Genomic DNA, 26,774 nt, shown 5'->3' on the forward strand with positions numbered 1-26,774 from the left:
ACAAGGGAGCTGAGACATGCAGAGAGAAACCGTATTCGACCTGATCGGCGTCGGCTTCGGGCCGTCGAATCTGGCGCTGGCCATTCGCCTCGCGGAGCGCGCCGGCGCACGCACGTTCGCCCATTGCTTCGTCGAGCGCCAGCCGGAATTCGGCTGGCATCGCGGGATGCTGCTCGACGACTGCCGGATGCAGATCTCGTTTCTGAAGGATCTCGTGACGATGCGCGATCCGAAAAGCCGCTACACGTTCATCAACTACCTGTTCGAACGCGGCCGCCTGAACGAATTCGTCAACCTGAAGAACTTCTATCCGACCCGCGTCGAATTCCACGACTACCTGAGCTGGGTCGCCGATGCGTTCGACGATCGCGTCCATTACAGCGAGACCGTGCTGGCGATCGAACCGGTGCGCGGCGACGGTGCGCGGATCGACGCGCTGCGCGTGCTGTCGCGCGATGCCGCGGGCCACGAGCGCCAGCGCGTCACGCGCGCGCTGTCGGTCGGCGTCGGCGGCACGCCGGCGATTCCGGATGCGTTCGCCGCGCTCGGCCGCGACCGCGTGATCCATTCGTCATCCTATCTGACCGACATCGACCGGCTCGTCGCGTCGCCGGACGGCGAACGCCGTCGCGTCGCGGTGATCGGCGCGGGGCAGAGCGCGGCCGAGGTGTTCATCGACCTCGCGCGCCGCTTCCCGCATGTCGACGCGAACCTCGTGATGCGCGCAGGTGCGCTGAAGCCGGCCGACGACAGCCCGTTCGTCAACGAGATCTTCAGTCCCGAGTTCACCGATGTCGTCTATGCGCAGCCGCACGACGCGCGCCGCGCGTTGCTCGAACGCTATCGCGACACCAACTACGCAGTAGTCGACCGGCCGCTGATCGAGCAGATCTACGAAATGCTGTACCTGCAGCGCATCGACGGCACGCTGCGTCATGCGCTGCTCGCGAACAGCGCGATCGAGGCCGCGGTGCGCACCGGCGACGGCCGCATCGAGCTGACGCTGCGCGACCGGATGAGCGGCGCCACGCGGGTCGAGCGCTTCGACGCGCTCGTGCTTGCGACCGGCTATCGCCGCGACACGCATTCCGCACTGCTCGAAGGGCTCGCGCCGCACCTGGGCGATGCGCTCACGCGCGGCGACGTGACGCGCGACTACCTGCTCGCGACGCCCGAGCACTTCGCGCCGCGCATCTACCTGCAAGGCTGCTGCGAAGACAGCCACGGCTTGTCCGACACGCTGCTGTCGGTACTGGCACGCCGCGCGGACGAGATCTGCGCGTCGCTCGAAGACGGGCTCGCGCCCGCCCATGACGATGGCGCGGCTCGGGAGTCGCACGAAAAACGACAGGAAAACGGGGTGAGCGCGGGCCGGATGGCTTTCGCTCTTTGACAAAGGCGCGGTCGGAGACCGCATGAAAAAAGTGGAGCAGAGAAAGATGGAGTGGGCAACAGGCACGCGTTTGCGTGCGATCGCAGCCGCGGCGAGCGTGGCGTTCGGTGCGGCTGCGGCGGGGCAGGCTTACGCCCAGACGGCGCCGGCCGTGAACGCAGGCGCCGCGGCGTCGGCCAGCAGTGCGCAGAACGGCACGACGAACGGCGCGCCGAACGGCACGCTGCCGGCGATCACCGTCAACGCGGCCTCGGAAGGCGACGGCACCGTCGGGCTCGTCGCGAAGCGCAGCAGGACCGGCACGAAGACCGACACGCCGATCAACGAGATTCCGCAGACGATCAACGTCGTCACCGCGCAGCAGATCGAGATGACCGGCGCGACCGACGTGAACGCGGCGCTGCGCTACGTGCCGGGCTTCTCGTCGTACGGTTCGGACAACCGTTCGGACTGGTACGCGGCGCTGCGCGGCTTCACGCCGACCGCCTACGTGAACGGGCTGCAGGTGCCGAACACGATCAACCTCGCGAGCTGGCGCGTCGATCCGTACATGATCGACAGCATCACCGTGCTGCGCGGACCGACTTCGGTGCTGTACGGCGCGGGCGATCCCGGCGCGATCATCGACGTGCAGACCAAGCTCGCCGACGGCGAGCGCGTGCGCGAAGCCGGGGTGCAGATCGGCAACTATGCGCGCAAGCAGTTCATGATCGACGTCGGCGACAAGCTCGACGCGGACGGCAAGTACGCGTACCGGTTCGTCGGCGTCGCGCGCGACGGCAATGCGCTGACCGGCCCGAACAACGACCAGCGCGTCGCGCTCGCGCCGTCGTTCCGCTGGCGCCCGAACGCGGATACGTCGCTGACGCTGTCCGCGACGTACCTGCAGGACTGGGGCGACATCTCGTCGAACTTCCTGCCGGCGCAGGGCACGGTGCTGCCGAACCCGAACGGCCAGATCAACAAGGATGTGTACGAAGGCGACCCGAACTTCAACTACTACCGCAAGAAGCAGTGGTCGGTCGGTTACCAGTTCGAGCAGAACCTGACTTCGGCGTGGAAGTTCCGGCAGAACGTGCGCCTGATGCACCTGTCGCTCGACAACGGCTCGGTGTTCGGCAACGGCTTCGTCGACGGCAGCACGACCGACGTGTCGCGCTGGGCCGGCGTGTTCCAGATGAACTACAGCCGCTTCGACATCGACAACAACGTGGAAGGCCGTTTCGCGACGGGCCCGCTCCAGCACACGCTGCTGCTCGGCTTCCAGTACAACCGCCAGACCGCGACCGACAGCGAATGGCTGGCCGCGGCGCCGCCGCTGAACATCTACAACCCGGTGTACACGCCGGTGACGACGGCGGTGTTCGATCCGGCGTCGACGTTCCGCACCAACACGTACACGACGATGAACACGTTCGGCCTGTACGCGCAGGACCAGATCAAGTGGAACCGCTGGACGCTGACGCTCGGCGGCCGCGAGGACTGGGTCAACATGCGGATGGACGACCGCGCGGGCGGTACGCAGACGAAGGCGGACGTCACGGCGTTCACCGGCCGCGTCGGCCTCACGTACCAGGGCGACTACGGGCTGTCGCCGTACGTCAGCTACGCGACGTCGTTCAACCCGCTGATCGGCGTGAACCTGCTCGGCGGCGGGCTGCCGCAGCCGACCCGCGGCAAGCAGATCGAGGCCGGCCTGCGCTGGCAGCCGCCCGGCAAGAACCTGATGCTGAATGCTGCGATCTACCAGATCAACCAGACCAACGGGATCACGCCGGCGCTGCCGAGTCAGGACGATACCGGCACGAAGTCGGTGCAGACCGGTGAAGTGCGTTCGCGCGGGATCGAGCTGAGCGCGACCGGCAAGGTCACGCGGAACCTGTCGCTGATCGCGTCGTACGTGTACCAGGACGTGAAGAACGTGAAGGCGAACGACGTGTCGCTGAACAACTGGCCGGTCGACATTCCGCGTCCGCGCCAGATGGCGTCGATGTGGGCCGACTGGACGTGGCACACGGGGCCGCTCGCGGGCTTCGGCCTCGGCGGCGGCGTTCGCTACCAGAGCGCGTCGGCCGGTGCGGCCGACAACTCGCTGACGGTGTCGAGCGTCACGCTGTTCGACGCGGGCGTGCATTACGACACGCGTAACTGGCGCTTCGCCGTGAACGGGACCAACCTGGCCAACCGCCACTACATCAGCGGTTGCCAGTCGGCCAACGTCTGCGTTTTCGGCACCGACCGCACGGTGATCGCGACCGCGAAATACAACTGGTGACGTTGCGCGCCGCGGCCCGCCGGCCGGCCTTCGTGGCCGGCGCGGGACGGCCGCGGCGCCTTCGTCCGCTTTTCCACGACGCATCCATGCCGAAGAAAAATCTCGTCTACATCCAGTCGCTGCGCAACGGCGCGGCCGATCGCGCCGGCCAGCCGGTCGCTTATCAGGGCGGCACGCGCTACATGAAGGCGCCGCTCGAATTCCTCGTCGAGCGCCTGAACGACTCGTCGCTCGGCGAGCGCTACACGCTCAAGGGCGTGATCGTCGACGACGACGACGGTTCGCCGGCCGATCGCGCGAAGGTGGCCGACTACGGCTTCGCACGCACGCCGGGCCGGCCGTGGATCCTGCCGGACGGGTTGACGGTGCAGGGCCGGCCGGTCGACGAACTGTTCTGCACGATTGCGTCGACGTACCGGCGGCTGCCGCGCGACGCGCGCGAACGGGTGGCAGGCAAACAGGCGTTCGAGCGTCGCCTGCTCGAGCGCCTGCTCGAACTCGACGCCGACGTCGTCGTGCTCGACGGGCTGCTCGTGATCCTCGACGAACTCGTGCGGCCCGGTGCGCGCTTTCACCGGCGCATCGCGAACATCCACCCGGGCATCACGGCCGACGGTTCGCCGTACCAGCGGCGCGGCGCGTGGGCGACGCTCGACGCGCTGCACGGCGCACGCGGCGAACGGGTCGACTGGGCGAGCGGCGCGACGTCGTCGGTCGAGCCCGTGACGATGACGGGGGCGTCGTTCCACTACGTCGACAACGGCATCGATTCCGGCGAGGTGATCTGCGACGTGCTCGACACGCCGATCGCGCCGGACGACACGATTCTCGAACTGCGCTGGAACAACTTCCAGCGCAGCCTGTTTCCGGCGCTCGAGCGGGGGCTTCACGTGCTCGCCGACCGCCACGACGCGGGAGCACTGTGATGGAAGACACGCTGACGAAACCGGCCGGCGCCGCGGATGCCGTCGAAGGCGAGGTGGCCGCCGCGCTCGACGGTGCCGCGCATGGCCAGGCGACGCAGGTCGCCGAGCACACGCTCGACGCCTGGCATCCCGACGACTCGCCGGACTGGCTGCTTGCGGCGTTCGTCCCGTTGTTCAACACCGACACGCGGTACGACTCGGCAACGATCTCGGTGCCGCTCGGCGGCGCCAGTGCGGCGGCCGTCGCGTCGTACGTGGCGCGCGCGGTGCGCGAGGGCGTGATCGACGGCGCGCAGGTCGCCGGCGACACGCTGCGCCTGAACGTGTCGCGCACGACGTTCTGGCAGAACCCGCGGCCGTGGCTGAGGGCGCCCGCGTCGAGCGGGATGCCGCTGCGCTACGCGATCACGAACGGCCACCGGCACCCGGTGCGGCCGCCGTCGCCGGCCGGCGAGATCTATGCGCGCACCATGCCGCAGGTCGGGATGACGTTCAGCCTGCGCACCGTCGACATCGACGCGCACGCGGACCTGTTCAGCGGCTGGATGAACCTCGATCGCGTCGCGCAGTTCTGGGACCAGCGCGGCACGCGCGACGAGCATGCGGCGTATCTCGCCGAGCGGCTCGCCGATCCGCACATGCACCCGATGATCGGCTATTTCGACGACACGCCGTTCGGCTATTTCGAGTTCTACTGGGCGAAGGAGGACCGCCTCGCGCCGTTCTACGACGCGCACGACTACGATCGCGGGCTGCACCTGCTGATCGGCGACTCGCGCTTCCAGAGCGCGGGCAAGCTGCATGCGTGGTGGAGCGGGGTGCTGCACTACATGTTCGTCGACGAACCGCGCACGCAGCGGCTCGTCGGCGAGCCGCGCGTCGATCACGTGCGGCACATCGCGTACATGCACCGGCTCGGGTTCTATACGCTGAAGGAATTCGACTTCCCGCACAAGCGCGCGGCGCTCACCGTGATCGAGCGCGATACATTCTTCGACACTTTCCGGTTGCCGTGACGGGGCGGGCGTGCAGCGTCGGCGCGACGCTGCGCGCGGCCGTGCATCGCGCCAGCATCGGCCGTCCGGAATATGGACCGCACGGCCTGCGTCGTGAAGAATGAATCACTCTTCTCATCGACGACAGGCTGGCAGCATGGCAAAAACACCCGTGACAACGTGGGGCGCGACGTCCGATTCGCGCTACCTCAAATTGACATATGCCGACATATGTCTAAAATGGGCGCATCGTACTCCCATGGAGTGGCTCATGCGCACCGTTTCCATTTTCAAGAACGCCCGTAATCAGGCAATTCGCATCCCGAAGGACATGGAGTTCGAGGGGGTGACGGAACTCGAGATCCGCCGCGAGGGCGACACGCTGCTGCTGCGCCCCGTGCGCCCCACGTGGCTGTCGTTCGCGAACGAACCGCTGGCCGACGCCGATTTCCTCGCCGACCGCCCGGCCGTCATCGAATCCGGCCGCTTCGACCTGTCCGGTGACGCCGGCGCGCCGACGGAGTCCGGCCGGTGACCACGCTCTACATGCTCGATACGAACATCTGTTCGTTCATCATGCGCGAGCGGCCGCCCGTGGTGCTGTCGCGGTTGCAGTCGTGCGTCAACGCTCAGCACCGGATCGTCGTGTCGGCAATCACCTATGCCGAAATGCGGTTCGGCGCGGTCGGCAGGAAAGCGTCGCCGAAGCATGCGGAACTCGTGACGGCGTTTGTTTCGCGGCTGGATGGCGTGCTGTCGTGGGATACGGCGGCCGTCGACGCAACGGCCGCGATTCGCGCGGATCTCGCCGTGCGCGGCACGCCGATCGGCGCGAACGATGCGTCGATCGCCGGGCACGCGATCGCGGCCGGCGCGGTGCTCGTCACGAACAACGGCCGCGAATTCGGCCGTGTTGCCGGGTTGTCGCTCGAAGACTGGGCGGCCTGAGCGCAGTGCGGCGAAAGCGCGATGACGTTGCTGTTTCGCAGCGGCGCGTCACGCGTGCGGTGCGGGAGGATCGACGAGGAACGCGTTGCGGAACGCGTCGAGATACCGGTCGGCATCATCGATGAATTCGCCCGACAACTGCGCGAACGCGCGTGCCAGCAGATCCTGGCCGAGCGCCGCGTAAGTCGCTGCGTCGGACAACAGCGCGCGAATGGCGTCGCGCGTGTGCGGCGAAGCAATCCGCTTCGCATCCCGCGCGAGCAGCGCGGCGGCGGCGAGGCCCGGCTGGAACGCATGCGCCTCGAGCAGGTCCGGCGCGGCCTCCCAGATGCGCTCGCGATTGCCGGCGTCGTGATAATTGCGCAGCAGGAACAGCAGGTCGTACGCGTCGCTGTTCTGGCGCGCGCGCCGGTCCTTCCATGCGAGCAACTTCAACAGCGCGAGCGCCGGCAGGCTGGCCACCGGCACTACGGTGCGTGCGTCGATCGACACCGGCTGCGCCGTGTCGACCGCTTCCTGGAACCCGAGCACGGTCAGCACGAATTCGCCGCCCGGCGGCCACGCGATCTCTCCCGGCGGCGTTTCGAGCGGCCCGAACGGCACGAGATCGAGTTCGGTGCGAAAACCGTGCGTTCCGCTTTCGAACAGCAGTTTCTGCTGCTGCTTCGGCGCGCGCGTGAATTGCCCGGTCGCGACGAGCGTATCGACGAGCCGCTCGTGGAACGGCCAGCTCACCGCGCACACCGCGACGTCGACGTCCCGCGTCGCACGCACCGGCCGGATGCCATGTACATGCCACATCAGGATGTCGCGCGCGGTTGCGCCGGCGACGACGAACGCCGCGTCGAGACGCGCGCAGGCGCTGCCGACCGCTTGCAGCAGCGCGACCGCCGCCGGCTCGAGCGGCCGGCGCGCATCGACTTCAAGCGGGCGGATGGGCGAGGTATCGGTCATGGATCCGTTCGGCGGCGGCAAGATTGCGGCTGTCCCCGGACGAGACGAGATCCGCGTAGACCAGGAGCGGCGGCACGAGCGGCACATCCTGCTTGCGCCAGTCGAGCGCAGGCGTGCGCGGCCAGAACGCTTCGAGGATTTCGACGTCGCCGCGCTCGTCCGGACGCAGGCGGGCCTGGAGCAGCAGGCGGTTCGACACCGCGCCGTGCGTATAGACGGTGATCGCGGCCGGTTTCAGGTCGTGCGTCAGCAGGTCGGCCGCCGGCTCGCCGCCGAGCTGCGCATCGAACGACGCGAAATCGAAGCCGCGCCACCAGTCGGGGGCGAGGCCGGCAAACCGTCGGCTCGACAGTTTCGCGCGCAAGCGGCTCGGGTACAGCGCGACCCATTCCTGCACGAAGCGCGGCCAGTCGGGAATCAGGCGCTCGCCGTTGCGGCGCTGCCCGACGAGGCTGCGCGCGATCAGATCGTCCATCGCGAGATTGACCGTGCCGAGCGCGACGCCCGACGCGGCGGCAATCCCCCGATACGGCTGCGCGACGAGGCCCGGCTGCGTCGCGAGTGCGAACATCACGGCCAGTCCCTTCGGCGTCGTCGCGCGCGACGCCTGCCGGCGCGGGGTGCGTGCGGGCTTCGGCCGGCCCGCGATCATCACGGTCGCCTCCGGTTGAATCAGGCATGCGTTGCCGGCGGTGTCGAGAAACGGGGTGCCCTGGTCGGTCAGGCCGGCGGCCAGTTCGGCCGAAAGATACGGCGCGACCAGCATCAGCGGCCGTTCGCCGGGCATCGCGGTAGCACCGCCGCGGCGGCGCAATTCCGCGAGCGCGCCCGGCAGCGATTCGACGCGCAGGCTCACGGCGACCGGCATCTCGAATGCCTGCCCGGCAATGTCGAAGCGGATCATCGCGTCGGCATGCGCGTTGTATGCGGCCGGCACGCGCACGGGCCGCGCGCTGAAGCGCCGGGTCGCGCGTTCGAACGCGGCGCAGGCTTCGTCGAGCACATGCTGTTCCGACAGCGGGAGGAGAGCGTTCTCGGGCATCAGAGGCGATCGCTTGTTCACTTCTTTGTCAGCGTACACAAAAAATGTACAAACGTCAAAAAGTGAACAAATATCCGCAAGTCTTTGATGTGTAGGTTGTATTTCAGATGTCTGAGTAGCCATCGCCGGATCCTCATGCACGGAAAATCGATGCGGAATGCACAGTTTCACGTGTCCGGATCGTGTGCGGCAGTCGTCCGCATGGCCAGCTCGCACTTATCGCGCACCGTGCCCTGGTATGGCAACCATCGGTTGCTGCCGTGACGACTTTCCGTCTGCACGGTTGCCGGTGAACCGTCTATCCTTGCCTGCACATTCCCCACGGCACACAGGAGACGACACCGTGACGCACAGCGTGATTCCCGCAGGCCTCGCCGACGAAATGATCGAGATCCGGCACCGCATCCATGCTCACCCCGAACTGGGCTTCGAGGAATTCGCGACGAGCGACCTCGTCGCGGAGCAACTGCAGTCGTGGGGCTACACGGTGCATCGCGGGCTCGGCGGCACGGGCGTCGTCGCGCAGTTGAAGCTGGGCAACGGCATGCAGCGCCTCGGCCTGCGCGCCGACATGGATGCGCTGCCGATCCACGAGGCGACGGGCCTGCCGTACCAGAGCACGATCGCCGGCAAGATGCACGCATGCGGCCACGACGGCCACACGGCGATGCTGCTCGCGGCCGCGAAGCATCTCGCACGCGAGCGCCGCTTCTCGGGCACGCTGAACCTGATTTTCCAGCCGGCCGAGGAAGGGCTCGGCGGCGCGAAGAAGATGCTAGACGAAGGGCTGTTCGAGCAGTTCCCGTGCGACGCGATCTTCGCGATGCACAACATGCCGGGCTTCCCGACGGGCAAGTTCGGTTTCCTGCCGGGGCCGTTCATGGCGTCGTCGGATACCGTGGTCATCGACGTGCAGGGCCGCGGCGGCCACGGCGCGGTGCCGCACAAGGCGATCGATCCCGTCGTCGTGTGCGCGCAGATCGTGCTGGCGTTGCAGACGATCGTGTCGCGCAACGTGTCGCCGCTCGACATGGCGATCGTCACGGTCGGCGCGATCCACGCGGGCGACGCGCCGAACGTGATTCCCGATCGCGCGCAGATGCGCCTGTCCGTGCGCGCGCTGAAACCGGAGGTGCGCGACCTGCTCGAGACGCGCATCAAGGAGGTCGTGCATGCGCAGGCGGCCGTGTTCGGCGCGACCGCGACGATCGACTACCAGCGCCGCTACCCGGTGCTCGTCAACGATGCGGAAATGACCGCGTTTGCGCGCAACGTCGCGCGCGAGTGGGTGGGCGATGCAAACCTGATCGACGGGATGGTGCCGCTTACCGGCAGCGAGGATTTCGCGTTCCTGCTCGAGAAGCGGCCTGGCTGCTACCTGATCATCGGCAACGGTGACGGTGAGGGCGGCTGCATGGTGCACAACCCCGGTTACGACTTCAACGATGCGGCGTTGCCGACGGGCGCGTCGTACTGGGTCAAGCTGGCCGAGGCGTTCCTGGTTTGACGGGCGACGCGGCGGTCGCCGCACGGTGTGCGCATGCGCGTCCGTGTCCACGAAACCGGACGCGCGCAGGCTGCACTTCGATTTGACGCTCCTTGACATCGGCGGGACAGGCCGCGTGCTACGCTGCGCGCGACGCCGAATCGGCTCGATGAATACAGGTGTGGACGAAATGCGAAAACAGCTTCTGACCGTGCTGACGGCCTGTGCGGTCGGCGTTCTGGCGGCCGGGTGCGACGACCAGAAGGTGGCCGACGCGGTGAACGCGATCAAGCCCGATCCGATGGCGTTCGGCAAGCTGCAGCCGGGCGTCTCGACGACCGAGGACGTGCTCCGTCAGGCTGGCAAGCCCGAGATGGTCAGGCAGGGTGACGACGGCTCGCAGCGGTTCGAGTATCCGCGCGGCCCGTACGGCACGAGCACCTACATGCTCGATTTCGGGCCCGACGGCCGGCTCGTGTCGATCACGCAGGCGCTGACGGCGGCGAACATCGCGAAGGTCGTGCCCGGGATGTCGAAGGACGACGTGCGGCAACTGCTCGGCAAGCCGACCGAGGTCGCGCAATACGCGTTGAGCCATGAAGAGGTGTGGAGCTGGCACTGGGCCGAGGGCGGCGTATCGGGCGACGCGATGTTCAATGCGCATTTCTCGCCCGAGGGGTCCGTGATCCGGACTTCGCGTTCGGAAGCGCCGGGCCGCGAAAAAAACTGACCTGACGAAGGACGCAACGCATGTGACGCAGGCCGGACATCGGCAAGGCTGCCACTGCAGCTGAATGCCAAATGCTAAATGTACCGAACGTTGGTATATGGTGCTCGCATTCAAGAGGAGGTGACTCATGTCGCGAAACATATCCGTTTCCCTGGGCGACCACTTTGCCGAATTCGTCGACGCTCAAGTGCAATCGGGGCGATACAGTTCCGCAAGCGACGTCGTCCGAGCCGGTTTGCGGCTCCTCGAGTCACACGAAACGCAAATCCGTGCGTTGCAGGAAGCGCTGAAGGCCGGCGAGGCATCGGGGGAGCCCCATGCCTTTGCCAGCGAGGCCTTCCTGGTCCGCATGCGGACAACGCATGGCGGTTAAAGGCAGACAGCTTCGGCTGACTCCGCTGGCCGAGCTGGATCTCGAATCAGCTGTGCCGTCTCGATCCGGGCGCGGCATCGAGCAATCTAGAACGCTTCTCCGCTGAACAACGCCACGACCGCATCCGGATTCGACGGCCAGTACATATGCATGTACGTCGCGACGATCGCGCCGCGGCGATAGACGGCTTCGCCGCTGCCCGGCGCGCCGTCGGGGCGCACCGCGTTCGCGACCGGTTCCAGCGGCGTCGCGAGCCGCGAATAATGAAACGTATGGCCGCGCATCGGCCCGATGCGCGTATCGAGCTGCTGCATGCCGAGCGCCGCGAACCGGCGCTGCATCGTCGCGTGGCCCGGCAGCAGGCCCAGCATCGGCGTCGTTGCGCCGTCCACGTCGGTCAGAGATTCACACAGATACACCATCCCGCCGCATTCCGCGACGATCGGCTTGCCCGTAGCCGCATGCGCACGAATCGTCCGCGCGGTTTCGGCATTCGCCGCGAGCGTCGCCGCATGCAGTTCCGGATAGCCGCCCGGCAGGAACAGAGCATCGCAATCGTCCGGCACCGGCTCGTCGGCGAGCGGCGAGAAGAACCGCAGCTGCGCACCGAGCGCATCGAGCAGCGCGAGATTCGCCGGATAGATGAACGAGAACGCCGCATCGCGCGCGACCGTGATCCGCTTGCCGGCGAGCGCGCGCGGCAGCGGCGCTGCCACGTCCGGTTCCGCGAACGCGATGGCAGGCGGCAATTCGGCGAGCGCCGTCTGCGCGAGCACGTCGGCCGCGCGTTCGAGCCGCGCGTCGAGATCGTCGATGTCGGCCGGCTGGTGCAGGCCGAGATGCCGCTCCGGCAGCGCGATGCCCGCATCGGCCGGCACGTGGCCGAGCCAGCGCAGGTCGACGGGTAGCGCCTGTTGCAGCAATTCCGCGTGCCGGGCCGAGCCGACGCGGTTCGCCAGCACGCCGTGAAACGGCAGCCCCGGCCGGAACCGCGCGAGCCCGAATGCGATTGCCGCGAAGGTCTGCGCCATCGACTTCGCGGAAATCACCGCGACGACCGGCACGCCGAACGCGGCCGCGAGGTCGGCACTGCTCGGCGTGCCGTCGAACAGCCCCATCACGCCCTCGATCAGGATCAGGTCCGCATCGCGCGCGGCCTCGGCCAGTAGCGCCCGGCAGCCGGCCTCGCCGACCATCCCGAGGTCGAGCGCATGCACGCTCGCGCCGCTCGCGCGTTCGAGCAGCATCGGATCGAGAAAATCGGGCCCGGTCTTGAACACGCGCACGCGGCGGCCGAGCCGGCGGTGCAGCCGCGCGAGGCCGGCCGTCACCGACGTCTTGCCCTGGCCGGACGCGGGCGCGCTGACGAACAGCGCGGGGCAGGCCGGCACGCTCAGAACTCCACGCCGCGCTGCGCCTTCACGCCTTGCTCCTTGTACGGATGCTTGACGAGCCGCATTTCGGTGACGAGATCGGCCGCGTCGATCAGCGCATCGGGCGCATGCCGCCCGGTAACGACGACATGCACCGACTCCGGACGCGCGACGAGCGTCGCGAGCACTTCGTCGAGCGGCAGGTATTCGTACTTCAGCACGGTGTTCAATTCGTCGAGGATCACCATCCGGTAGTCGCCGCTTTCGATCATCCGGCGCGCCTCGTCCCAGCCCTTGCGCGCGGTCGCGATGTCGGCGTCGCGGTTCTGCGTGTTCCACGTATAGCCGTCGCCCATCGTCACGAAGTCGCATTCCGCGACCGCGCCAAGGAAGTCGCGTTCCGACGTGTGCAGCGCGCCCTTGATGAACTGCACGACGCCGAGCCGCATGCCGTGGCCGAGCACGCGCACGGCCATGCCGAACGCGGCCGTGCTCTTGCCCTTGCCGTTGCCGGTGTGGACGATCAGCAGGCCTTTTTCATGAGTGGCGGCGGCCTGCTTCTTCTCGTGGCCGGCACGGCGGCGCTCGGCCATCCGCTGATGGGATTCGGAATCGGTCTTCATCGGGAATCGTCCTGTCGAAAGCGAAACAAAGGGTTCAGAGCGGGCCGGCGAGTGCGACCGTCACGCCGTCCCGGATGGATTTGGGGCCGAGCAGCCGGCCGTGCGGCGCCGCGAGCTGCGCGCACGGCTCGGCCACGCCCGCGACGCCGAAGCGTGCAAGCGCGGCGTCCGACGGGCCGCTCGCGGCCAGTTCGGGACGGCTCGCGAGTTGCGCCGCGTCGAACGCGACGAGCGGCCAGCCGCGTCGCGCGCACAGCGTGCGCAGCGCGCGGGCACGCGCCTTGTCGGCGAGCGTCGCGACGAGCACCGGTTCGGCAGCAGGGTAGAGCACCAGCGCTGCGCGAATCGCGGCATCGAGTTGCGCGGCCGTCACGCCCGCGCGGAAACCGACGCCGAGCGCGACGCGCATCATGCGCCGCCGCCGAGCGCCGCACGCACCGACGGATCGTCGGCAAGCGCCGCGACGCGGCCGATCACGACGATCGCCGGCGAACCGATGCCGGTCGCGCCGACGCGTTCGACGACGGTGTCGAGCGTCGCGAGCACGTGCCGCTGTTCGGGGCGCGTCGCGTTCTCGATCGCCGCGCACGGCGTATCGCCCGGCAGGCCGCCGTCGCGCAGCGCCGCCGCGATCGCGTCGAGCCGGCGGATGCCCATGTAGATCACGATCGTCATGCGCGTGGCCGCCAGCGCGCGCCAGTCGGGCTCGTCGGCGCCTGCACTGTGGCCCGTGACGAAGATCACGCCCTGCGCGTCGCCGCGCTGCGTGACCGGAATGCCGAGCGCGGCCGGCGCGGCGATGCCCGCGGTGATGCCGTTCACGACCTCGACCGGAAAACCCGCCGCACCGAGCGCGGCCAGTTCCTCGCCGCCGCGGCCGAACACGAACGGATCGCCGCCCTTGAGCCGCGCGACGCTGCGGCCGGCGCGCAGGTGCGCGAGCATCGCGGCGACGATCGCTTCCTGCGGCGTCGACGCATGGCCGCCGCGCTTGCCGACATGCTCGATGTGCGCGTCGGCGCGCGCATGGCGCAGCACGTCGGGGTTCACGAGATCGTCGACGAGCAGCACGTCCGCCGCGCCGATCGCGCGCACGGCCTTGAGCGTCAGCAGGTCGGCGTCGCCGGGGCCGGCGCCGATGAGCCAGGCGCGGCTCATCGCGCGCGGCACGGCGCGCACCGTGTCGAAACAGTGGAAAGGGGCAGGCGGGCGGCACATCGGCGGCCGGCGGACAGGCAATGCATGACGGATCGGGCGAAGCCCGCGCGAACGCGGGTGGAATGCGCACCCCATCCGTCCCCCGCGGATCGGGCGTTCGGCGAGCGTCGGGCTCGCCCCTTGCGTCGGCCGGTATCCGGGCTGGCCGCTTGCCAGGCCGCGGCCTTCCCGCCCGGCTGAAGGGCAGTGGCATCGTGGGCGGCATGGGCGCGTGCGCGGGGAAGCGCGTCGCGCGGGCGGCGTACCGTTGCGGGGACAGCACAGGCCGGGCGGTGGTCCGCCTCCTGTTTCCCGTTTAACTGCATGCGCGGAATGCGCGTGCGAGCACCGAACGCGGCGCTACGATAGCACAGCGCGCCGCCCGCGCTAACCCGCTTCGCCGATGCCGGAAGCCGCCTCCGGCATGGCGCGGCGGCCATGCAAGGCGCCGTTCGGCGGCCCGTGCCGCCTTGACGCTCCCGCCCGCTCCACCTACACTCGCACGCGTTTTGGTGCTCGCGCGCGCCCTCCGGCGCGTGCAGTTAAACGGGAAACAGGGAGCCTGCCTGCGTCGCAGTCGAGCCAACCTGTGCTGCCCCCGCAACGGTAAGCGAACGCATCGTGCCCGCCTCGATGCAGCGCCGCTTCGCCGCATGCCGCGCGCATGCGGACGACCGCCACTGGATGCCCTGCGCATCCGGGAAGGCGAAGCGGCGTGTTCGTCAGCCCGGATACCGGCCTAAACGTTGGGGTTCAGCGCCGCGGGGAGGCGGCGCATCGTCCACGGCCGCAGCGTGCCCGACACCCGAGCGTTTCCCGATTCCCGTCGTCCGACCGCCTGCGCGAGTGCGCATGATCCGGCGCGATGAAGGGCCGGACCGCACGGGGCGAGCAGCGACGGCCGTGTTGGCATTCTTCATGTCGACCGTTCGCAAAGGAGCGTCATGCTCGATTCGCTGTTTCGCCTGTTCAACGACAGTCCGTCCGGGCTGCGCGGCAAGATCGTCGCGATCTATGCGCTGCTGATCGCGTTCAACGCAGGCGCGTGGATCTGGGCGTTCGCCGCCTTCCACGGCCAGCCCGTGCTGCTCGGCACCGCGCTGCTCGCGTACGTGTTCGGGCTGCGCCATGCGGTCGACGCCGACCACATCGCGGCCATCGACAACGTCACGCGCAAGCTGATGCAGGAGGGCCGCAGCCCGCTCGGCGCGGGCCTGTTCTTCTCGCTCGGCCACTCGACGGTCGTGATCGTGATGTCGGTCGTGGTCGCGCTCACGGCCGCGTCGCTCGCGCGCTTCGAGAGCATGAAAGCGTGGGGCGGCGTGATCAGCACGAGCGTGTCGGCGTTCTTCCTGCTGGTGCTCGCGATCGCGAACCTGCTGATCCTGATTTCCGTCTACCGGACGTTTCGCGCCGCGCGGCGCGGCGAGCCGATCGTCGACGCCGATCTCGACCTGCTGCTGAACCAGCGCGGCGTGCTCGCGCGCCTGTTCCGTCCGCTGTTCCGGCTCGTGTCGCGCAGCTGGCACCTGTATCCGGTCGGGTTCCTGTTCGGCTTCGGCTTCGATACGGCGACCGAGATCGCGCTGTTCGGCATCTCGGCGGCGCAGGTGCAGGGCGGCCTGTCGTTCTGGTCGGTGATGGCGCTGCCGATGCTGTTCACCGCCGGCATGACGCTGGTCGACACGACCGACGGCATCCTGATGATGGGCGCGTATCGCTGGGCGTACGTGCGGCCGATCCGCAAGATCTACTACAACATGACGATCACCTTCGTGTCGGTGCTGGTCGCCGCGCTGATCGGCGGCATCGAGGTGCTTGCGCTGCTCGCGGACAAGCTGTCGCTGCAGGGCCCGGTATGGGGCTTCGCGTCGATGGTGGCGTCGCACTTCGGCATGCTCGGCTACGTCGTGATCGGCCTGTTCCTCGCATGCTGGCTCGTGTCGGCCCTGATCTACCGGTTAAAGCGCTACGACGAGATCGACGTGACGATCTCGGCCTGACTCCCCCTTACGACCCTGGATATTCCATGACCCTACGCAAGCTGCCCGTCACGATCGTCACGGGCTTTCTCGGCAGCGGCAAGACCACGCTGATGCGCCACATCCTGCAGCACGCCGAAGGCCGCCGCATCGCGGTGATCGTCAACGAATTCGGCGAGCTCGGCATCGACGGCGAAATCCTCAAGGGCTGCGGCATCGGCTGCGAGGAGACAGAAGGCGCGCAGGACGAAGCGTCGGGCCAGCTCTACGAGCTCGCGAACGGCTGCCTGTGCTGCACCGTGCAGGAAGAGTTCTATCCGGTGATGGAAGCGCTCGTCGAGCGCCGCGCGGACATCGACCATGTGCTGATCGAGACGTCGGGGCTCGCGCTGCCGAAGCCGCTCGTGCAGGCGTTCAACTGGCCGACGATCCGCAACAGCTTCACGGTCGACGCGGTCGTGACCGTCGTCGACGGGCCGGCCGCCGCGAGCGGCCAGTTCGCGGAAAACCCGCAGGCCGTCGACGCGCAGCGCCGTGCGGACCCGAACCTCGACCACGAATCGCCGCTGCACGAGCTGTTCGCCGACCAGCTGTCGTCCGCCGATCTCGTGATCGTGAACAAGGCCGATCTCGTCGGCGACGCGCAGTTCGCGCAGATCGAAACCGCGATCCGCGAAGAGATCCCGCCGCAGGTGAAGATCGTGCGCGCGACGCGCGGCGAACTCGATCTTGCAATGCTGCTCGGGCTCGAATCGGCGTCGGAGGAAACGATTCACCTGCGCCACGACCATCACGGCTCGGCCGGCGACGGCGATCACGATCACCATCACGACGATTTCGACTCGGTGGTCGTGTCGGGCGACGCGGGCTCGCGCGAAGCGACGATCGCCGCGCTGCAGCGCGTCGTCGAAGCGCACACGATCTACCGCGCGAAGGGCTTCGCCGCGCTGCCCGGCGCGCCGATGCGGCTCGTGATCCAGGGCGTCGGCCGCCGCTTCGACAGCTATTTCGACCGCCGCTGGCAGGACGGCGAAACGCGCGCGAGCCGTTTCGTGCTGATCGGCGAGGATCTCGACGCGGCCGCGCTGCAACGCGCGTTCGACGCCGCGTGCGCGGCCGAGCCGCAACAGGCGTAACGCACGATGCATCTGCTGCGCACCACGCCGGGCGGCTTCGTCGACGATACGCAGGGCGTCGTCCGGATCGACCAGCAACCGGCCGACATCGTGATCCTGAGTTCGGCCGACACGACGCTGTCGCTGCTCGCGAGCGTCGTGCCGCAATTGCCGGCCGGCTTCCCGAGCGTGCGGCTCGCGAACGTGACGTTCCTGCGGCAGCCGGCGTCCGTCGACTTCTATGTCGACGACGTGCTGCGCCACGCGAAGACGGTCGTGATCGATCATCTCGGCGGCGAAGCGTACTGGCCGTACGGGATCGAGCAGGCCGTGTCGCTCGCGTCGAAGCGTGCCCAGCAGCTCGCGATGTTCTCGGGCGACCTGCAGGAAGACCCGAACCTCGTCGCGAAAAGCACGGTCGCGCCCGACCTGTGCCGGCTGTGGTGGCGCTACCTGCGCGAAGGCGGCGTGCACAACGCCGAAGCGCTGCTGCGCAGCATCGCGTTCCATACGCTCGGCTTCGGCGACGAACCCGAGCCGCCGCGCCCGTTGCCGGCGGCCGCGCTGTATCACCCGGCGCGCGACCGCGCGAGCGTCGACGACTGGCGGCCGCGCTGGACGCCGGGTGCGCCGGTCGTCGCGATCCTGTTCTATCGCGCGCACTGGCAGGCCGCGAACACGGCCGTGTTCGATGCGCTGGCCGATGCGCTCGTTCAGGAAGGGCTGAATCCGCTGCCGATCGCGGTGACGTCGCTGAAGGACGCGGTGAGCCGCGAGGTCATCACGCAGCTCTGCGACACGCACGGCGTCGCGCTCGTGCTGAACACGACCGCGTTCGCGGCCGGCGCGATCGATGCCGCCGAACCGGACGTGCTCGCCGGCGACGCGCCGGTGCTGCAGGTGATCCTGTCCGGCGGCAATCGTGACGCGTGGGTGGCCGACAACCAGGGCCTGCATGCGCGCGATATCGCGATGCATATCGCGCTACCCGAGGTCGACGGGCGCATCGTCACGCGCGCGGTGAGCTTCAAGGGGCTCGCGTATCGCTGCCCGCACACCGAGGTCGACGTCGTGCGCTACCAGCCGGATGCGGAGCGGATCGCGTTCGTCGCGGCGCTTGCGCGCGGCTGGTGCCGGCTGCGCACGCTCGACAACGCGAGCAAGCGCGTCGCGCTGATCCTCGCGAACTATCCGCAAAGCGAAGGGCGGATCGGCAACGGCGTCGGGCTCGACACGCCGGCGTCCGCGCTGCGCGTGCTCGCGGCGCTGCGCGATGCGGGCTACGCGGTGGCCGACCTGCCGCCCGACGGCGACGCGCTGATCGCGCGGCTCACCGAAGGCGTGACCAACGACGCGGCCGTGCATGCGCTGCGTCCGGCGTTCCAGAGTTTCGCGCTGGCCGACTACGTCGCGCATTTCGCGCGGCTGCCGGTAGCCGTGCGCGATGCGCTGAATGAGCGCTGGGGCCCGCCCGAAGCCGACCCGACGCTGCGCCACGGGCGTTTCACGATCGCGGGCTGGCGCGCGGGCAACGTGTTCGTCGGCATCCAGCCGTCGCGCTCGCGCGGCGACAACGACTACGCGAGCTACCACGACGCGGATCTGGTGCCGCCGCACGCGTATCTCGCGTTTTATTTCTGGCTGCGCGATGCGTATCGCATCGACGCGGTCATCCATCTCGGCAAGCACGGCAACCTCGAATGGCTGCCGGGCAAGAGCGTCGCGCTGTCCGACGCATGCTGGCCCGACCTGACGCTCGGGCCGCTGCCGCACCTGTATCCGTTCATCGTCAACGATCCGGGCGAGGGCAGCCAGGCGAAGCGCCGCGCGCAGGCGGTGATCGTCGATCACCTGATGCCGCCGCTCACGCGCGCGGAAAACTACGGCCCGCTGCAGGATCTCGAGCGGCAGGTCGACGAATACTACGAAGCGCTGATGGTCGATGCGCGGCGCGCGAAGCTGCTGAGGAAGACGATCCTCGCGACGATCGCCGAACACCGGCTGCACGACGAACTGAGCGTATCGCCGCCGCGCGACGCGGGCGACGAGGATGCGCTGCTGACGCGCGTCGACGCGTGGCTGTGCGAATTGAAGGAAGCGCAGATTCGCGACGGGCTGCATGTGTTCGGCGCGTCGCCGGCCGATCGCCAGCGGCGCGACACGCTGCTCGCGCTCGCACGCTTTCCGGTCGGCGACGGCAAGGAAGAGCGCGCGGGGCTGATCGGCGCGCTCGCGCGCGACCTGATGCTCGGCGACGATTTCGATCCGCTGTCAGCCGACTGGGCCGCACCGTGGGCGGGCCCGCGACCGGCGATCCTGCAGGCGCTCGATGCATCGCCGTGGCGCCATGCGGGCGATACGCGCGAGCGGCTCGAACGGCTCGCGCAGCAATGGCTGGACGGGCTGTGCGCGGCCGTGTCGGGCGACACTCGTACCGATGCGACGCCGCCCGGCGAATGGCCGCATACGCTCGCGGTGATCGAACGCGTCCGCTCGACGCTGATGCCTGCGCTCGACGCATGCGGCGGCGAGGAAATGCGCCAGTTGCTGCGCGGGCTCGACGGCCGTTTCGTGCCGCCGGGGCCGAGCGGCTCGCCGTCGCGCGGCCGCCCCGACGTGCTGCCGACCGGCCGCAACTTCTACTCGGTCGACACGCGCGCGGTGCCGACGCAGGCGGCGTGGTCGCTCGGCCTGAAATCCGCGCAGCAGCTGATCGAGCGCCATCTGCAGGATCACGGCGATTATCCGCGCGCGATCGGCCTGTCCGTATGGGGCACGGCGACGATGCGCACGGGCGGCGACGACATCGCGCAGGCGTTCGCGCTGCTCGGCGTGCGGCCGAAATGGGCGCATGGCAGCCATCGCGTGACCGATTTCGAGATCCTGCCGATCGAGATCTTCGACCGGCCGCGCATCGACGTGACGCTGCGCGTCTCGGGCTTCTTCCGCGACGCGTTCCCGAACCTGATGCACCTGTTCGACGCGGCCGTGCAGGCCGTCGCCGAACTCGACGAGCCCGAGGAACTGAACCCGGTCCGCGCGCGCATCGAGCGCGAACGCGCGAAATGGATCGCGCAGGGCGTGGCGCCCGACGAAGCGCGGCGCCGCGCCGGCTGGCGCGTGTTCGGCGCGCGGCCGGGCAGCTACGGCGCGGGCCTGCAGGACCTGATCGACCAGCGCCGCTGGCAGACCGACGCCGATCTCGCCGATGCGTATCGCCAGTGGGGCGGGCATGCGTACGCGCAGAACAGCGCGGGCGACGCCGCACCCGACGTGTTCGGCGAGCGGCTGGCGACGATCGACGTCGTCGTGCAGAACCAGGACAGCCGCGAGCACGACATCCTCGATTCGAACGACTACTACCAGTTCCAGGGCGGGATGACGGCGGCCGTGCGGCACCTGTCCGGGCAGCAGCCGAGCATCTACCACGGCGACCACGCGAACCCGGTCGCGCCGAAGATGCGCACGCTGCGCGAGGAGATCGCGCGCGTGATCCGCTCGCGCGTCGTCAACCCGAAATGGCTCGACGGTGTGAAGCGCCACGGCTACAAGGGCGCGGCGGAAATGGCCGCGACCGTCGACTACCTGTACGGCTATGACGCGACCGCGCGCGTGCTGTCCGACCACCAGTACGCACTCGTCGCCGACGCATACTTGTTCGACGACGACACGCGCGCGTTCCTCGAACGGCACAACCCGAAGGCGCTGCACGGCATCTGCGAACGCTTCGTCGAGGCGATGCAGCGCGGCCTGTGGCAGCAGCCGGACGATTATCGCGAGCGGATCGAAGCGGTCTGGCTCGAAAGCGAACAACTCCAGGAAGGAGGACGGCGATGACCGATCCGACGCTGCACCGCGCGCGCGCGGTCTTTCCGTTTGCGGCGCTCGTCGCGCAGGATGCATTGCAGCAGGCGCTGCTGCTCGCCGCGATCGATCCGTCGCTCGGCGGCGTGCTGGTGAGCGGGCCGCGCGGCACCGCGAAATCGACCGCCGCGCGCGGCCTCGCGGAGCTGCTGCCCGAAGGGCAGTTCGTCACGCTGCCGCTGTCGGCGAGCGACGAACAGGTGACCGGCACGCTCGATCTCGCACATGCGCTGGCCGAAAACGGCGTGCGCTTCAGGCCGGGCCTGCTGGCGCGCGCGCATCTCGGCGTGCTGTATGTCGACGAAGTGAACCTGCTCGCCGACGGGCTCGTCGATACGCTGCTCGACGTCGCCGCGAGCGGCGTGAACATCGTCGAGCGCGATGGCGTATCGCACGCGCATGACGCGCGCTTCGTGCTGGTCGGCACGATGAATCCCGAGGAAGGCGAACTGCGTCCGCAGTTGCTCGACCGCTTCGGGCTGATGGTCGAGATCGAGAACTGCTTCGATGCCGCGCAGCGCGAGCGGATCGTGAAGGCGCGGCTTGCATTCGATCTCGATCCGGATGCGTTCCGTGCTCGTCATGCAGCCGCGCAGCGCGAACTCGGCGACCGGATTCATGCGGCGCGAGCGCGGCTGGCGAGGCTCGATTTCGACGATGCGGTACATGCGCGCGTCAGTGCGCTGTGCATCGACGCGGCCGTCGACGGGCTGCGCGCCGATCTCGTGATGCTGCGCGCCGCGCGCGCACTCGCCGCGCTGGAACGGGCCGATGCGGTGACGGTGTCGCATGTGGAGCGTGTGGCCGAAGCGGTGCTGCGGCACCGGCGCCACGCGGGTGCGCCGTCATCTTCCGGCGCGTCGCAGCCGGACCGCGAACGTGACGAACGTGACGATCGCTCGCCGCCGGATGCGCGCCAGCGGCCGGAGAACCAATCGGGAGCGACGAAGAACGACACCGCAGCATCGCAGGGCGACTGGGGCTATCTGCCGCCCGAACCCGCCGGGCTGCGCGACGTGAAAAGCGTCGTGCCGCTGCCGCTAAAAAAACGCTGAGCCATCGAGTCGGCGCCGCCGCGAACGCCGTTCGCGGTCCTCGATGGCAATCAGGCGCAGCCGCGCGCGTGCCGGGCACGGCGCGCGCCGGCACGGCCGTTGCGTGGCCGGCGACGCTCGCCGCGAAACGCGGCGATGCGCTGCACCTCGGCCATCTGCGCTTCCGGAAACGGGCCGGCACGCCGCACGCGCTGCATTGCTTCGTGCTCGACTGTTCGGCGTCGATGCTGTCGCACGACCGGCTCGCGCTGGCGAAGGGGCTGATCGTCGCGTATTTCGATCGCGCGGCGCGCGACCGTGTCGAGACCGCGCTGATTTGCTTCGGCGGCAACGGCGCCGCGCGGCGCTTCGGCCCGGCCGTGCCGCGCTGGTGGAACGCGCGCTGGCTCGAACCGGTCGACGGCGGCGGCGGCACGCCGCTCGCGGACGGCATCGCGGCCGCCGCGCAGTTGCTCGCGCGCGATGCGCGGCGCGAGCCCGGCAAGCAGCGCTGGCTGTGGGTGCTGTCCGACGGCCGCACGCGCGAAGCGCCGGCGAAACCCGCGGCGGCCGATCATGTCGTGTTCGTCGACTTCGACGACGCGGCCGTGCGGATCGGGCAGGGCGTGCGGCTCGCTGCTGCGTGGGGCGCGCAGTGGGTGACGGTCGATGCGCTTTGTACGGACCTTGCGGGTTGAGCGGGCCTCGCGGACCTTGCAGCTCTCACGGACCTAGCTGATCTAGCGGGCCGAGTGACGGCCGCAAGGCCACGGCCGACGGTGCGATATGATCGCCGCTTCTGCTTCTCCCCATTGGAAAACCCGCCATGCAAGTACTGGTCGATGCCGACGCGTGTCCCGCCGTCATCAAGGACATGCTGTTTCGCGCCGCGCGTCGTGCCGAAATCCGCGTGACGCTGGTCGCGAACCAGTTTCTGCGCACGCCGCCGTCGCCGTTCATCAAGGCGGTGCAGGTGCCGGCCGGCTTCGACGTGGCTGACGCGCGCATCGTCGAGCTGGCCGAGGCCGGCGACCTCGTGATCACCGCCGACATCCCGCTGGCCGCCGCCGTGCTCGACAAGGGCGCGCATGCGCTCGACCCGCGCGGCAACTGGTTCAGCCGCGAGAACATCGAGGAACGCCTGTCGACGCGCGCGATGATGGAGCAGTTGCGCAGCACGGGCATCGACACGGGCGGGCCCGCGCCGTTCAGCGCGCGTGACGGCAAGACGTTCGCATCGCAGCTCGACCGGTTCCTGGCGCGATACGGCAAGCCGTAAGGCCGCGTTTCGGCGGCCACGCGCGATCGATCGTTCCGCATACGGAAACGCTCGTACGCGCCATGCGGCAATGCGTCGAATCCGCATCGGCTCGTGTGCGCCGCCCAGGCCGGAATGCAGGTTTGCGCTGACGCTGCTATCGTGGCGCGAACCACTACACAGGAGCTCGCACGTGTCGCCGACCCAACTTCTCGTTCCGACGTTTACCCAGATGCTGCGCGCGCAGTCCGCGTGGCTCGACAAGGCTGTCGCACACCGGCAGGCCGCGGGCGACGAGCCCGACGCGGCGATGACGCTGAAGCTGGCAGCCGACATGTATCCGCTCGCCGCACAGGTGCGCTTCTCATGCTTCCAGGCGATGGAGCCGGTCTACCGGCTGCGCGGCGAGCCGCTGCCGGCCGCGCTGCTGGCATTGCGCGAAGCCGGATGGAATGCGGATGCGCAGCCCGGCTCGCTGAGCGACGCGCAGGCGATCATCGCGGGCACGCTCGCGTTTCTCGGCGAACTCGCGCCGGATGCGCTCGATGGCGGCGCCGCGCTGCCGATCGCGCTCGAGCTGCCCAACGGCGTCGCGTTCGACATGACGGGCGAACAATACGCGCGCGACTGGGCGCTGCCGCAGTTCTACTTCCATGCGATCGCCGCGTACGCGATCCTGCGCCGTCACGGCGTCGAACTCGGCAAGGCCGACTACGTGCCGCACATGCTCGCGTACGTGCGGCCCGGCACGATTCCGCAAGGGTGAGTGGTGAGCGGGCAAGCAGGCTCGTCGCGCTGCTCGAACGCAAGGCCGGCCCGTTCCTGCGCGCGTGACCGGCGCAGGCGGCATCGATATCAGCGCAGCGGGCCGTTCGCGATTGCCGAGAAGCAGTCGAGGCGCAGCAGTTCGACGATCTTGCGCGTCGGCACGCTCGCATGGAGCGTGTCGAGCCGGTCGACGGTGAACCACTTGCAGCGGGCGATCTCGTTGCTCGCGCGCGGCGTCAGGTGCGCGGGCACGTCGGCCACGAACACGTGATGCAGCTTCGTCAGCCCGCCGAACTGCACCGCGTAGTCGAGCGCAAGCCCCTCCAGCCGCGTTTCCTCGGCGAGCTCCCGCTGCGCAGCTTCGAGCGGCGTCTCGCCGCGCCGGATCGTGCCGCCCGGCAGCGACCAGCGCGACGCGGTGCGGGCGACCAGCAGCACGCTGCTGCGCTGGCGGCACACGATCGTGGCTCTTTCCTTGATGACGGCGAGAATGTCCGGCCCGGTACTCATGTTCGGCAAAACAGGTGCTGAATCGTGGAGAAAATGCGCGTCGGCGGTTCGTTGTCCGGCCGCGGGCCGCGACGGCATGCAGGCAGCCGCAGCGATCTTACCGGCCGTTCGTGACAGTTCCGTGCATGGCGTCGCGCCGCTGAGCCGTGTCATGCGTGCGTGTAGATCCCGCTGCGCGTCGGCTTCACGTGGCGCGAACGGCGGCGCTGGTGAACGGCGCGCCGGTGATGGGGCGGCACCGTCACGTGCCGGCGCGCGGGCGCGGGCCGTGCGGTCGGCGCGGCGGCCTGCGGTGCCGCGGCCGGCATCTGCGTCTGTCCTTCGCCGAAATTGAATGTCCGGGTTTGCGCGTGTCCGACGCCCAGCGTCGACGCCAGCATGAAGGCCGCCAGCAGGATCCGTTTCATGAATATTCCGCCTTGCTTTTTGAGATGAAGGTTGCCCGCCAGCTTAACGAAGGGCGGGGTGGTGCCGCAACCGGCGCGGCTTCGGTGTCGTCTCCAGTTGCGCCCGGCGGCGTTGTCCGCGCTTCCGCCGAGTGCATCCGGGCTTGACAACATAATTCCTGAGTGTGAATATAAATTCACATACAAGAATTATTTGCCGAATCCGGAAAGTCGCGCCGCAGGCGCCGGCCGCCGGAACCGGCAGTCCGATCAACCGGAACCAGGAGCGAGACGCATGGCGGAACGGGAGCAGCAGGGCGCGCTGGCGGGATTGCGCATCGTCGATCTGTCGCGGGTGCTGGGCGGCCCTTACGCGACGCAGATCCTCGCCGACCACGGCGCGGAGGTGATCAAGGTCGAACCGCCGTCCGGCGACGAGACGCGCACGTGGGGCCCGCCGTTCGACGGCGACACCGCGTCGTATTTCCTCGGCGTGAACCGCAACAAGCTCGGCGTCGCGCTCGACCTGACGCAACCGGACGACCGCGAGCGCCTGCTCGGCCTGCTCGAACATGCCGATGCAGTCATCGAGAACTTCAAGATCGGCACGATGGAGCGCTGGGGGCTCGGTTTCGATACGCTGCATGCGCGGTTTCCGCGGCTCGTTTATTGCCGCGTATCGGGCTTCGGCGCGCACGGCCCGCTCGGCGGGCTGCCTGGCTACGACGCAGCCGTGCAGGCGCTCGCGGGGCTGATGAGCGTGAACGGAGAAGCCGGCGGCGCGCCGTTGCGCGTCGGCGTGCCGATCGTCGATCTCGTGACCGGGCTGAACGCGGCGCTCGGCGTGCTGATGGCGCTGCGCGAGCGCGACGCGAGCGGCCGCGGCCAGTTCGTCGAATCGACGCTGTTCGACTGCGCGCTGTCGATCCTGCATCCGCATACGCCGAACTTCTTCCATTCGGGCAACGCGCCCGTGCGCACCGGCAACGCGCATCCGAACATCACGCCGTACGACAGCTTCCCGACGGCCTCCGTCGACATCTTTCTCGCGGTCGGCAACAACGGGCAGTTCGCGGCGCTGTGCGACGTGCTCGGCACGCGCGACTGGCCCGACGATCCGCGTTTCGCGGACAACCGCGCGCGCAGCGCGAACCGCGCCGCGCTGCGCGCGCTGCTCGAAACGGCATTGGCCGGACACGACGGCGCGGCGCTCGCCGAGCAACTGATGCGCCGCGGCGTGCCATGCGCACCCGTGCTCGGGCTCGATGCGGCGCTCGACCATCCGCATGTCGCGCATCGGCAGATGAAGGTCGAGCTGGGCCGGCATCGCGGCATCGCGTCGCCGATCAAGCTCGGCCGCACGCCGGCCACGTACCGGCGGCCGCCGCCAGCGCTGAATGAGCATGCGGCGCAGGTTTTTGCCGACGTCGACACCGAGAACGATCGCGACAACCGCCGGGACTGACCGGCATCCCGGCCGCCGGCCATGCCGCGCGCCCGACGGCGGCGCACGGACGCGCGGGCCGTACACCCCGTTCGGAC

At 68.9% G+C, this 26,774-nt stretch carries 25 protein-coding genes and 2 riboswitches; of the genes, 17 read left to right on the forward strand and 8 right to left on the reverse strand.

What is annotated here, in order from left to right:
* Window positions 1-16 precede the first annotated feature (16 nt).
* The 6 genes from MRS60_RS08415 to MRS60_RS08440 all read left to right on the forward strand — a co-directional run bounded on the left by MRS60_RS08415 (window position 17) and on the right by MRS60_RS08440 (window position 6,537).
* Complete coding sequence (locus tag MRS60_RS08415) at window positions 17-1,393, forward strand: lysine N(6)-hydroxylase/L-ornithine N(5)-oxygenase family protein (protein WP_243565578.1); 1,377 nt, start codon at window positions 17-19, stop codon at window positions 1,391-1,393.
* Window positions 1,394-1,415: 22 nt separating this feature from the next.
* The gene (locus tag MRS60_RS08420) at window positions 1,416-3,668 is read left to right on the forward strand and encodes a TonB-dependent siderophore receptor (RefSeq protein ID WP_243565579.1); all 2,253 of its coding nucleotides are present in this window, start codon (window positions 1,416-1,418) and stop codon (window positions 3,666-3,668) included.
* Window positions 3,669-3,754: 86 nt separating this feature from the next.
* A complete protein-coding gene (locus MRS60_RS08425) occupies window positions 3,755-4,594 on the forward strand; it encodes a formyltransferase family protein (RefSeq protein ID WP_243565580.1) in 840 nt (279 codons plus the stop codon).
* On the forward strand, window positions 4,594-5,610 hold the full coding sequence (locus tag MRS60_RS08430) for a GNAT family N-acetyltransferase (RefSeq protein ID WP_034184277.1): 1,017 nt from the start codon (window positions 4,594-4,596) through the stop codon (window positions 5,608-5,610). The genes MRS60_RS08425 and MRS60_RS08430 overlap by 1 nt, the downstream gene beginning before the upstream one ends.
* A 250-nt stretch (window positions 5,611-5,860) precedes the next feature.
* Window positions 5,861-6,124: a type II toxin-antitoxin system VapB family antitoxin gene (gene vapB / locus MRS60_RS08435; RefSeq protein WP_175749502.1), complete on the forward strand. Its 264-nt coding sequence runs from the start codon at window positions 5,861-5,863 to the stop codon at window positions 6,122-6,124.
* Window positions 6,121-6,537 carry a PIN domain-containing protein gene (locus tag MRS60_RS08440; RefSeq protein WP_243565581.1) on the forward strand — a complete coding sequence of 139 codons (417 nt, stop codon included), beginning with the start codon at window positions 6,121-6,123 and terminating at the stop codon, window positions 6,535-6,537. Before vapB ends, MRS60_RS08440 begins: the two co-directional genes overlap by 4 nt.
* A 48-nt stretch (window positions 6,538-6,585) precedes the next feature.
* Here MRS60_RS08440 and MRS60_RS08445 read toward each other — a convergent pair whose 3' ends face one another.
* Together MRS60_RS08445 and MRS60_RS08450 are read right to left on the reverse strand one after the other, a co-directional pair.
* Complete coding sequence (locus MRS60_RS08445) at window positions 6,586-7,491, reverse strand: nucleotidyl transferase AbiEii/AbiGii toxin family protein (protein WP_243565582.1); 906 nt, start codon at window positions 7,489-7,491, stop codon at window positions 6,586-6,588.
* Window positions 7,460-8,533, reverse strand: coding sequence for a type IV toxin-antitoxin system AbiEi family antitoxin (locus tag MRS60_RS08450; protein WP_243565583.1), 1,074 nt, complete (start codon window positions 8,531-8,533; stop codon window positions 7,460-7,462). Before MRS60_RS08450 ends, MRS60_RS08445 begins: the two co-directional genes overlap by 32 nt.
* Window positions 8,534-8,876: 343 nt before the next feature.
* Here MRS60_RS08450 and MRS60_RS08455 point away from each other — a divergent pair, with 343 nt between their 5' ends.
* The 3 genes from MRS60_RS08455 (at window position 8,877) to MRS60_RS08465 (ending at window position 11,122) form a co-directional block, all read left to right on the forward strand.
* The gene (locus tag MRS60_RS08455) at window positions 8,877-10,040 is read left to right on the forward strand and encodes a M20 aminoacylase family protein (RefSeq protein WP_243565584.1); all 1,164 of its coding nucleotides are present in this window, start codon (window positions 8,877-8,879) and stop codon (window positions 10,038-10,040) included.
* Between the two features lie 169 nt (window positions 10,041-10,209).
* A complete protein-coding gene (gene bamE, locus MRS60_RS08460) occupies window positions 10,210-10,749 on the forward strand; it encodes an outer membrane protein assembly factor BamE domain-containing protein (protein WP_034184279.1) in 540 nt (179 codons plus the stop codon).
* A gap of 127 nt (window positions 10,750-10,876) precedes the next feature.
* Window positions 10,877-11,122: a type II toxin-antitoxin system ParD family antitoxin gene (locus MRS60_RS08465; RefSeq protein WP_131947032.1), complete on the forward strand. Its 246-nt coding sequence runs from the start codon at window positions 10,877-10,879 to the stop codon at window positions 11,120-11,122.
* A gap of 86 nt (window positions 11,123-11,208) precedes the next feature.
* Here the strand turns inward: MRS60_RS08465 and MRS60_RS08470 are convergent, their stop codons facing one another.
* The 4 genes from MRS60_RS08470 to cobA are packed head-to-tail and all read right to left on the reverse strand — an operon-like array spanning window position 11,209 to window position 14,336.
* Entirely contained in the window at window positions 11,209-12,513 is a 1,305-nt protein-coding gene (locus MRS60_RS08470; protein ID WP_243564511.1) for a cobyrinate a,c-diamide synthase, read from the reverse strand.
* A 2-nt stretch (window positions 12,514-12,515) separates the two neighbouring features.
* Window positions 12,516-13,118, reverse strand: coding sequence for a cob(I)yrinic acid a,c-diamide adenosyltransferase (gene cobO, locus MRS60_RS08475; protein WP_034184156.1), 603 nt, complete (start codon window positions 13,116-13,118; stop codon window positions 12,516-12,518).
* A 34-nt stretch (window positions 13,119-13,152) separates the two neighbouring features.
* A complete protein-coding gene (locus MRS60_RS08480) occupies window positions 13,153-13,530 on the reverse strand; it encodes a cobalamin biosynthesis protein (RefSeq protein WP_243564512.1) in 378 nt (125 codons plus the stop codon).
* The gene (gene cobA, locus MRS60_RS08485; protein WP_243564513.1) at window positions 13,527-14,336 is read right to left on the reverse strand and encodes a uroporphyrinogen-III C-methyltransferase; all 810 of its coding nucleotides are present in this window, start codon (window positions 14,334-14,336) and stop codon (window positions 13,527-13,529) included. Before cobA ends, MRS60_RS08480 begins: the two co-directional genes overlap by 4 nt.
* 110 nt (window positions 14,337-14,446) lie before the next feature.
* Window positions 14,447-14,683, reverse strand: a riboswitch (cobalamin riboswitch).
* A 125-nt stretch (window positions 14,684-14,808) separates the two neighbouring features.
* A riboswitch (cobalamin riboswitch) is annotated at window positions 14,809-15,072 on the forward strand.
* Window positions 15,073-15,259: 187 nt separating this feature from the next.
* Between cobA and MRS60_RS08490 the strand changes: the two genes are divergently transcribed.
* From MRS60_RS08490 to MRS60_RS08520, 7 genes are all read left to right on the forward strand, one after another.
* Window positions 15,260-16,318, forward strand: a complete 1,059-nt coding sequence (locus MRS60_RS08490) for a HoxN/HupN/NixA family nickel/cobalt transporter (RefSeq protein ID WP_034184158.1) — start codon at window positions 15,260-15,262, stop codon at window positions 16,316-16,318.
* Window positions 16,319-16,344: 26 nt separating this feature from the next.
* Window positions 16,345-17,433 (forward strand): cobalamin biosynthesis protein CobW, encoded by a 1,089-nt coding sequence (gene cobW, locus MRS60_RS08495; RefSeq protein ID WP_243564514.1) that lies wholly within the window; start codon window positions 16,345-16,347, stop codon window positions 17,431-17,433.
* Between the two features lie 6 nt (window positions 17,434-17,439).
* A complete protein-coding gene (gene cobN / locus MRS60_RS08500; RefSeq protein WP_243564515.1) occupies window positions 17,440-21,249 on the forward strand; it encodes a cobaltochelatase subunit CobN in 3,810 nt (1,269 codons plus the stop codon).
* Entirely contained in the window at window positions 21,246-22,331 is a 1,086-nt protein-coding gene (locus tag MRS60_RS08505; RefSeq protein WP_243564516.1) for an ATP-binding protein, read from the forward strand. The genes cobN and MRS60_RS08505 overlap by 4 nt, the downstream gene beginning before the upstream one ends.
* 68 nt (window positions 22,332-22,399) lie before the next feature.
* Window positions 22,400-23,008, forward strand: a complete 609-nt coding sequence (locus MRS60_RS08510) for a vWA domain-containing protein (RefSeq protein WP_243564517.1) — start codon at window positions 22,400-22,402, stop codon at window positions 23,006-23,008.
* Window positions 23,009-23,136: 128 nt separating this feature from the next.
* Window positions 23,137-23,589 carry a YaiI/YqxD family protein gene (locus tag MRS60_RS08515; protein ID WP_034184162.1) on the forward strand — a complete coding sequence of 151 codons (453 nt, stop codon included), beginning with the start codon at window positions 23,137-23,139 and terminating at the stop codon, window positions 23,587-23,589.
* 172 nt (window positions 23,590-23,761) lie between these two features.
* Entirely contained in the window at window positions 23,762-24,334 is a 573-nt protein-coding gene (locus tag MRS60_RS08520) for a DUF1993 domain-containing protein (RefSeq protein ID WP_034184163.1), read from the forward strand.
* An 89-nt stretch (window positions 24,335-24,423) separates the two neighbouring features.
* Here MRS60_RS08520 and MRS60_RS08525 read toward each other — a convergent pair whose 3' ends face one another.
* On the reverse strand, window positions 24,424-24,846 hold the full coding sequence (locus MRS60_RS08525; protein ID WP_243564518.1) for an NUDIX hydrolase: 423 nt from the start codon (window positions 24,844-24,846) through the stop codon (window positions 24,424-24,426).
* A 149-nt stretch (window positions 24,847-24,995) separates the two neighbouring features.
* The gene (locus tag MRS60_RS08530; RefSeq protein WP_175749398.1) at window positions 24,996-25,253 is read right to left on the reverse strand and encodes a hypothetical protein; all 258 of its coding nucleotides are present in this window, start codon (window positions 25,251-25,253) and stop codon (window positions 24,996-24,998) included.
* A 274-nt stretch (window positions 25,254-25,527) separates the two neighbouring features.
* Here MRS60_RS08530 and MRS60_RS08535 point away from each other — a divergent pair, with 274 nt between their 5' ends.
* Window positions 25,528-26,697: a CaiB/BaiF CoA transferase family protein gene (locus MRS60_RS08535; RefSeq protein WP_243564519.1), complete on the forward strand. Its 1,170-nt coding sequence runs from the start codon at window positions 25,528-25,530 to the stop codon at window positions 26,695-26,697.
* The last annotated feature ends 77 nt before the right edge of the window (window positions 26,698-26,774 follow it).

This window comes from Burkholderia pyrrocinia, from assembly GCF_022809715.1.
Taxonomy (GTDB): Bacteria; Pseudomonadota; Gammaproteobacteria; order Burkholderiales; family Burkholderiaceae; genus Burkholderia; species Burkholderia pyrrocinia_C.

Excerpts from the sequence above, each read along its gene's own strand:
- MRS60_RS08480 (WP_243564512.1), bottom strand. The coding sequence starts at position 13,530 with ATGATGCGCGTCGCGCTCGGCGTCGGTTTCCGCGCGGGCGTGACGGCC.
- MRS60_RS08530 (WP_175749398.1), bottom strand. The coding sequence starts at position 25,253 with ATGAAACGGATCCTGCTGGCGGCCTTCATGCTGGCGTCGACGCTGGGC.
- MRS60_RS08415 (WP_243565578.1), top strand. The coding sequence starts at position 17 with ATGCAGAGAGAAACCGTATTCGACCTGATCGGCGTCGGCTTCGGGCCG.
- cobW (WP_243564514.1), top strand. The coding sequence starts at position 16,345 with ATGACCCTACGCAAGCTGCCCGTCACGATCGTCACGGGCTTTCTCGGC.
- cobO (WP_034184156.1), bottom strand. The coding sequence starts at position 13,118 with ATGAAGACCGATTCCGAATCCCATCAGCGGATGGCCGAGCGCCGCCGT.
- cobN (WP_243564515.1), top strand. The coding sequence starts at position 17,440 with ATGCATCTGCTGCGCACCACGCCGGGCGGCTTCGTCGACGATACGCAG.
- MRS60_RS08445 (WP_243565582.1), bottom strand. The coding sequence starts at position 7,491 with ATGACCGATACCTCGCCCATCCGCCCGCTTGAAGTCGATGCGCGCCGG.
- cobA (WP_243564513.1), bottom strand. The coding sequence starts at position 14,336 with ATGTGCCGCCCGCCTGCCCCTTTCCACTGTTTCGACACGGTGCGCGCC.
- MRS60_RS08535 (WP_243564519.1), top strand. The coding sequence starts at position 25,528 with ATGGCGGAACGGGAGCAGCAGGGCGCGCTGGCGGGATTGCGCATCGTC.
- MRS60_RS08425 (WP_243565580.1), top strand. The coding sequence starts at position 3,755 with ATGCCGAAGAAAAATCTCGTCTACATCCAGTCGCTGCGCAACGGCGCG.
- MRS60_RS08420 (WP_243565579.1), top strand. The coding sequence starts at position 1,416 with ATGAAAAAAGTGGAGCAGAGAAAGATGGAGTGGGCAACAGGCACGCGT.
- MRS60_RS08505 (WP_243564516.1), top strand. The coding sequence starts at position 21,246 with ATGACCGATCCGACGCTGCACCGCGCGCGCGCGGTCTTTCCGTTTGCG.
- vapB (WP_175749502.1), top strand. The coding sequence starts at position 5,861 with ATGCGCACCGTTTCCATTTTCAAGAACGCCCGTAATCAGGCAATTCGC.
- MRS60_RS08450 (WP_243565583.1), bottom strand. The coding sequence starts at position 8,533 with ATGCCCGAGAACGCTCTCCTCCCGCTGTCGGAACAGCATGTGCTCGAC.
- bamE (WP_034184279.1), top strand. The coding sequence starts at position 10,210 with ATGCGAAAACAGCTTCTGACCGTGCTGACGGCCTGTGCGGTCGGCGTT.
- MRS60_RS08525 (WP_243564518.1), bottom strand. The coding sequence starts at position 24,846 with ATGAGTACCGGGCCGGACATTCTCGCCGTCATCAAGGAAAGAGCCACG.
- MRS60_RS08465 (WP_131947032.1), top strand. The coding sequence starts at position 10,877 with ATGTCGCGAAACATATCCGTTTCCCTGGGCGACCACTTTGCCGAATTC.
- MRS60_RS08430 (WP_034184277.1), top strand. The coding sequence starts at position 4,594 with ATGGAAGACACGCTGACGAAACCGGCCGGCGCCGCGGATGCCGTCGAA.
- MRS60_RS08515 (WP_034184162.1), top strand. The coding sequence starts at position 23,137 with ATGCAAGTACTGGTCGATGCCGACGCGTGTCCCGCCGTCATCAAGGAC.
- MRS60_RS08490 (WP_034184158.1), top strand. The coding sequence starts at position 15,260 with ATGCTCGATTCGCTGTTTCGCCTGTTCAACGACAGTCCGTCCGGGCTG.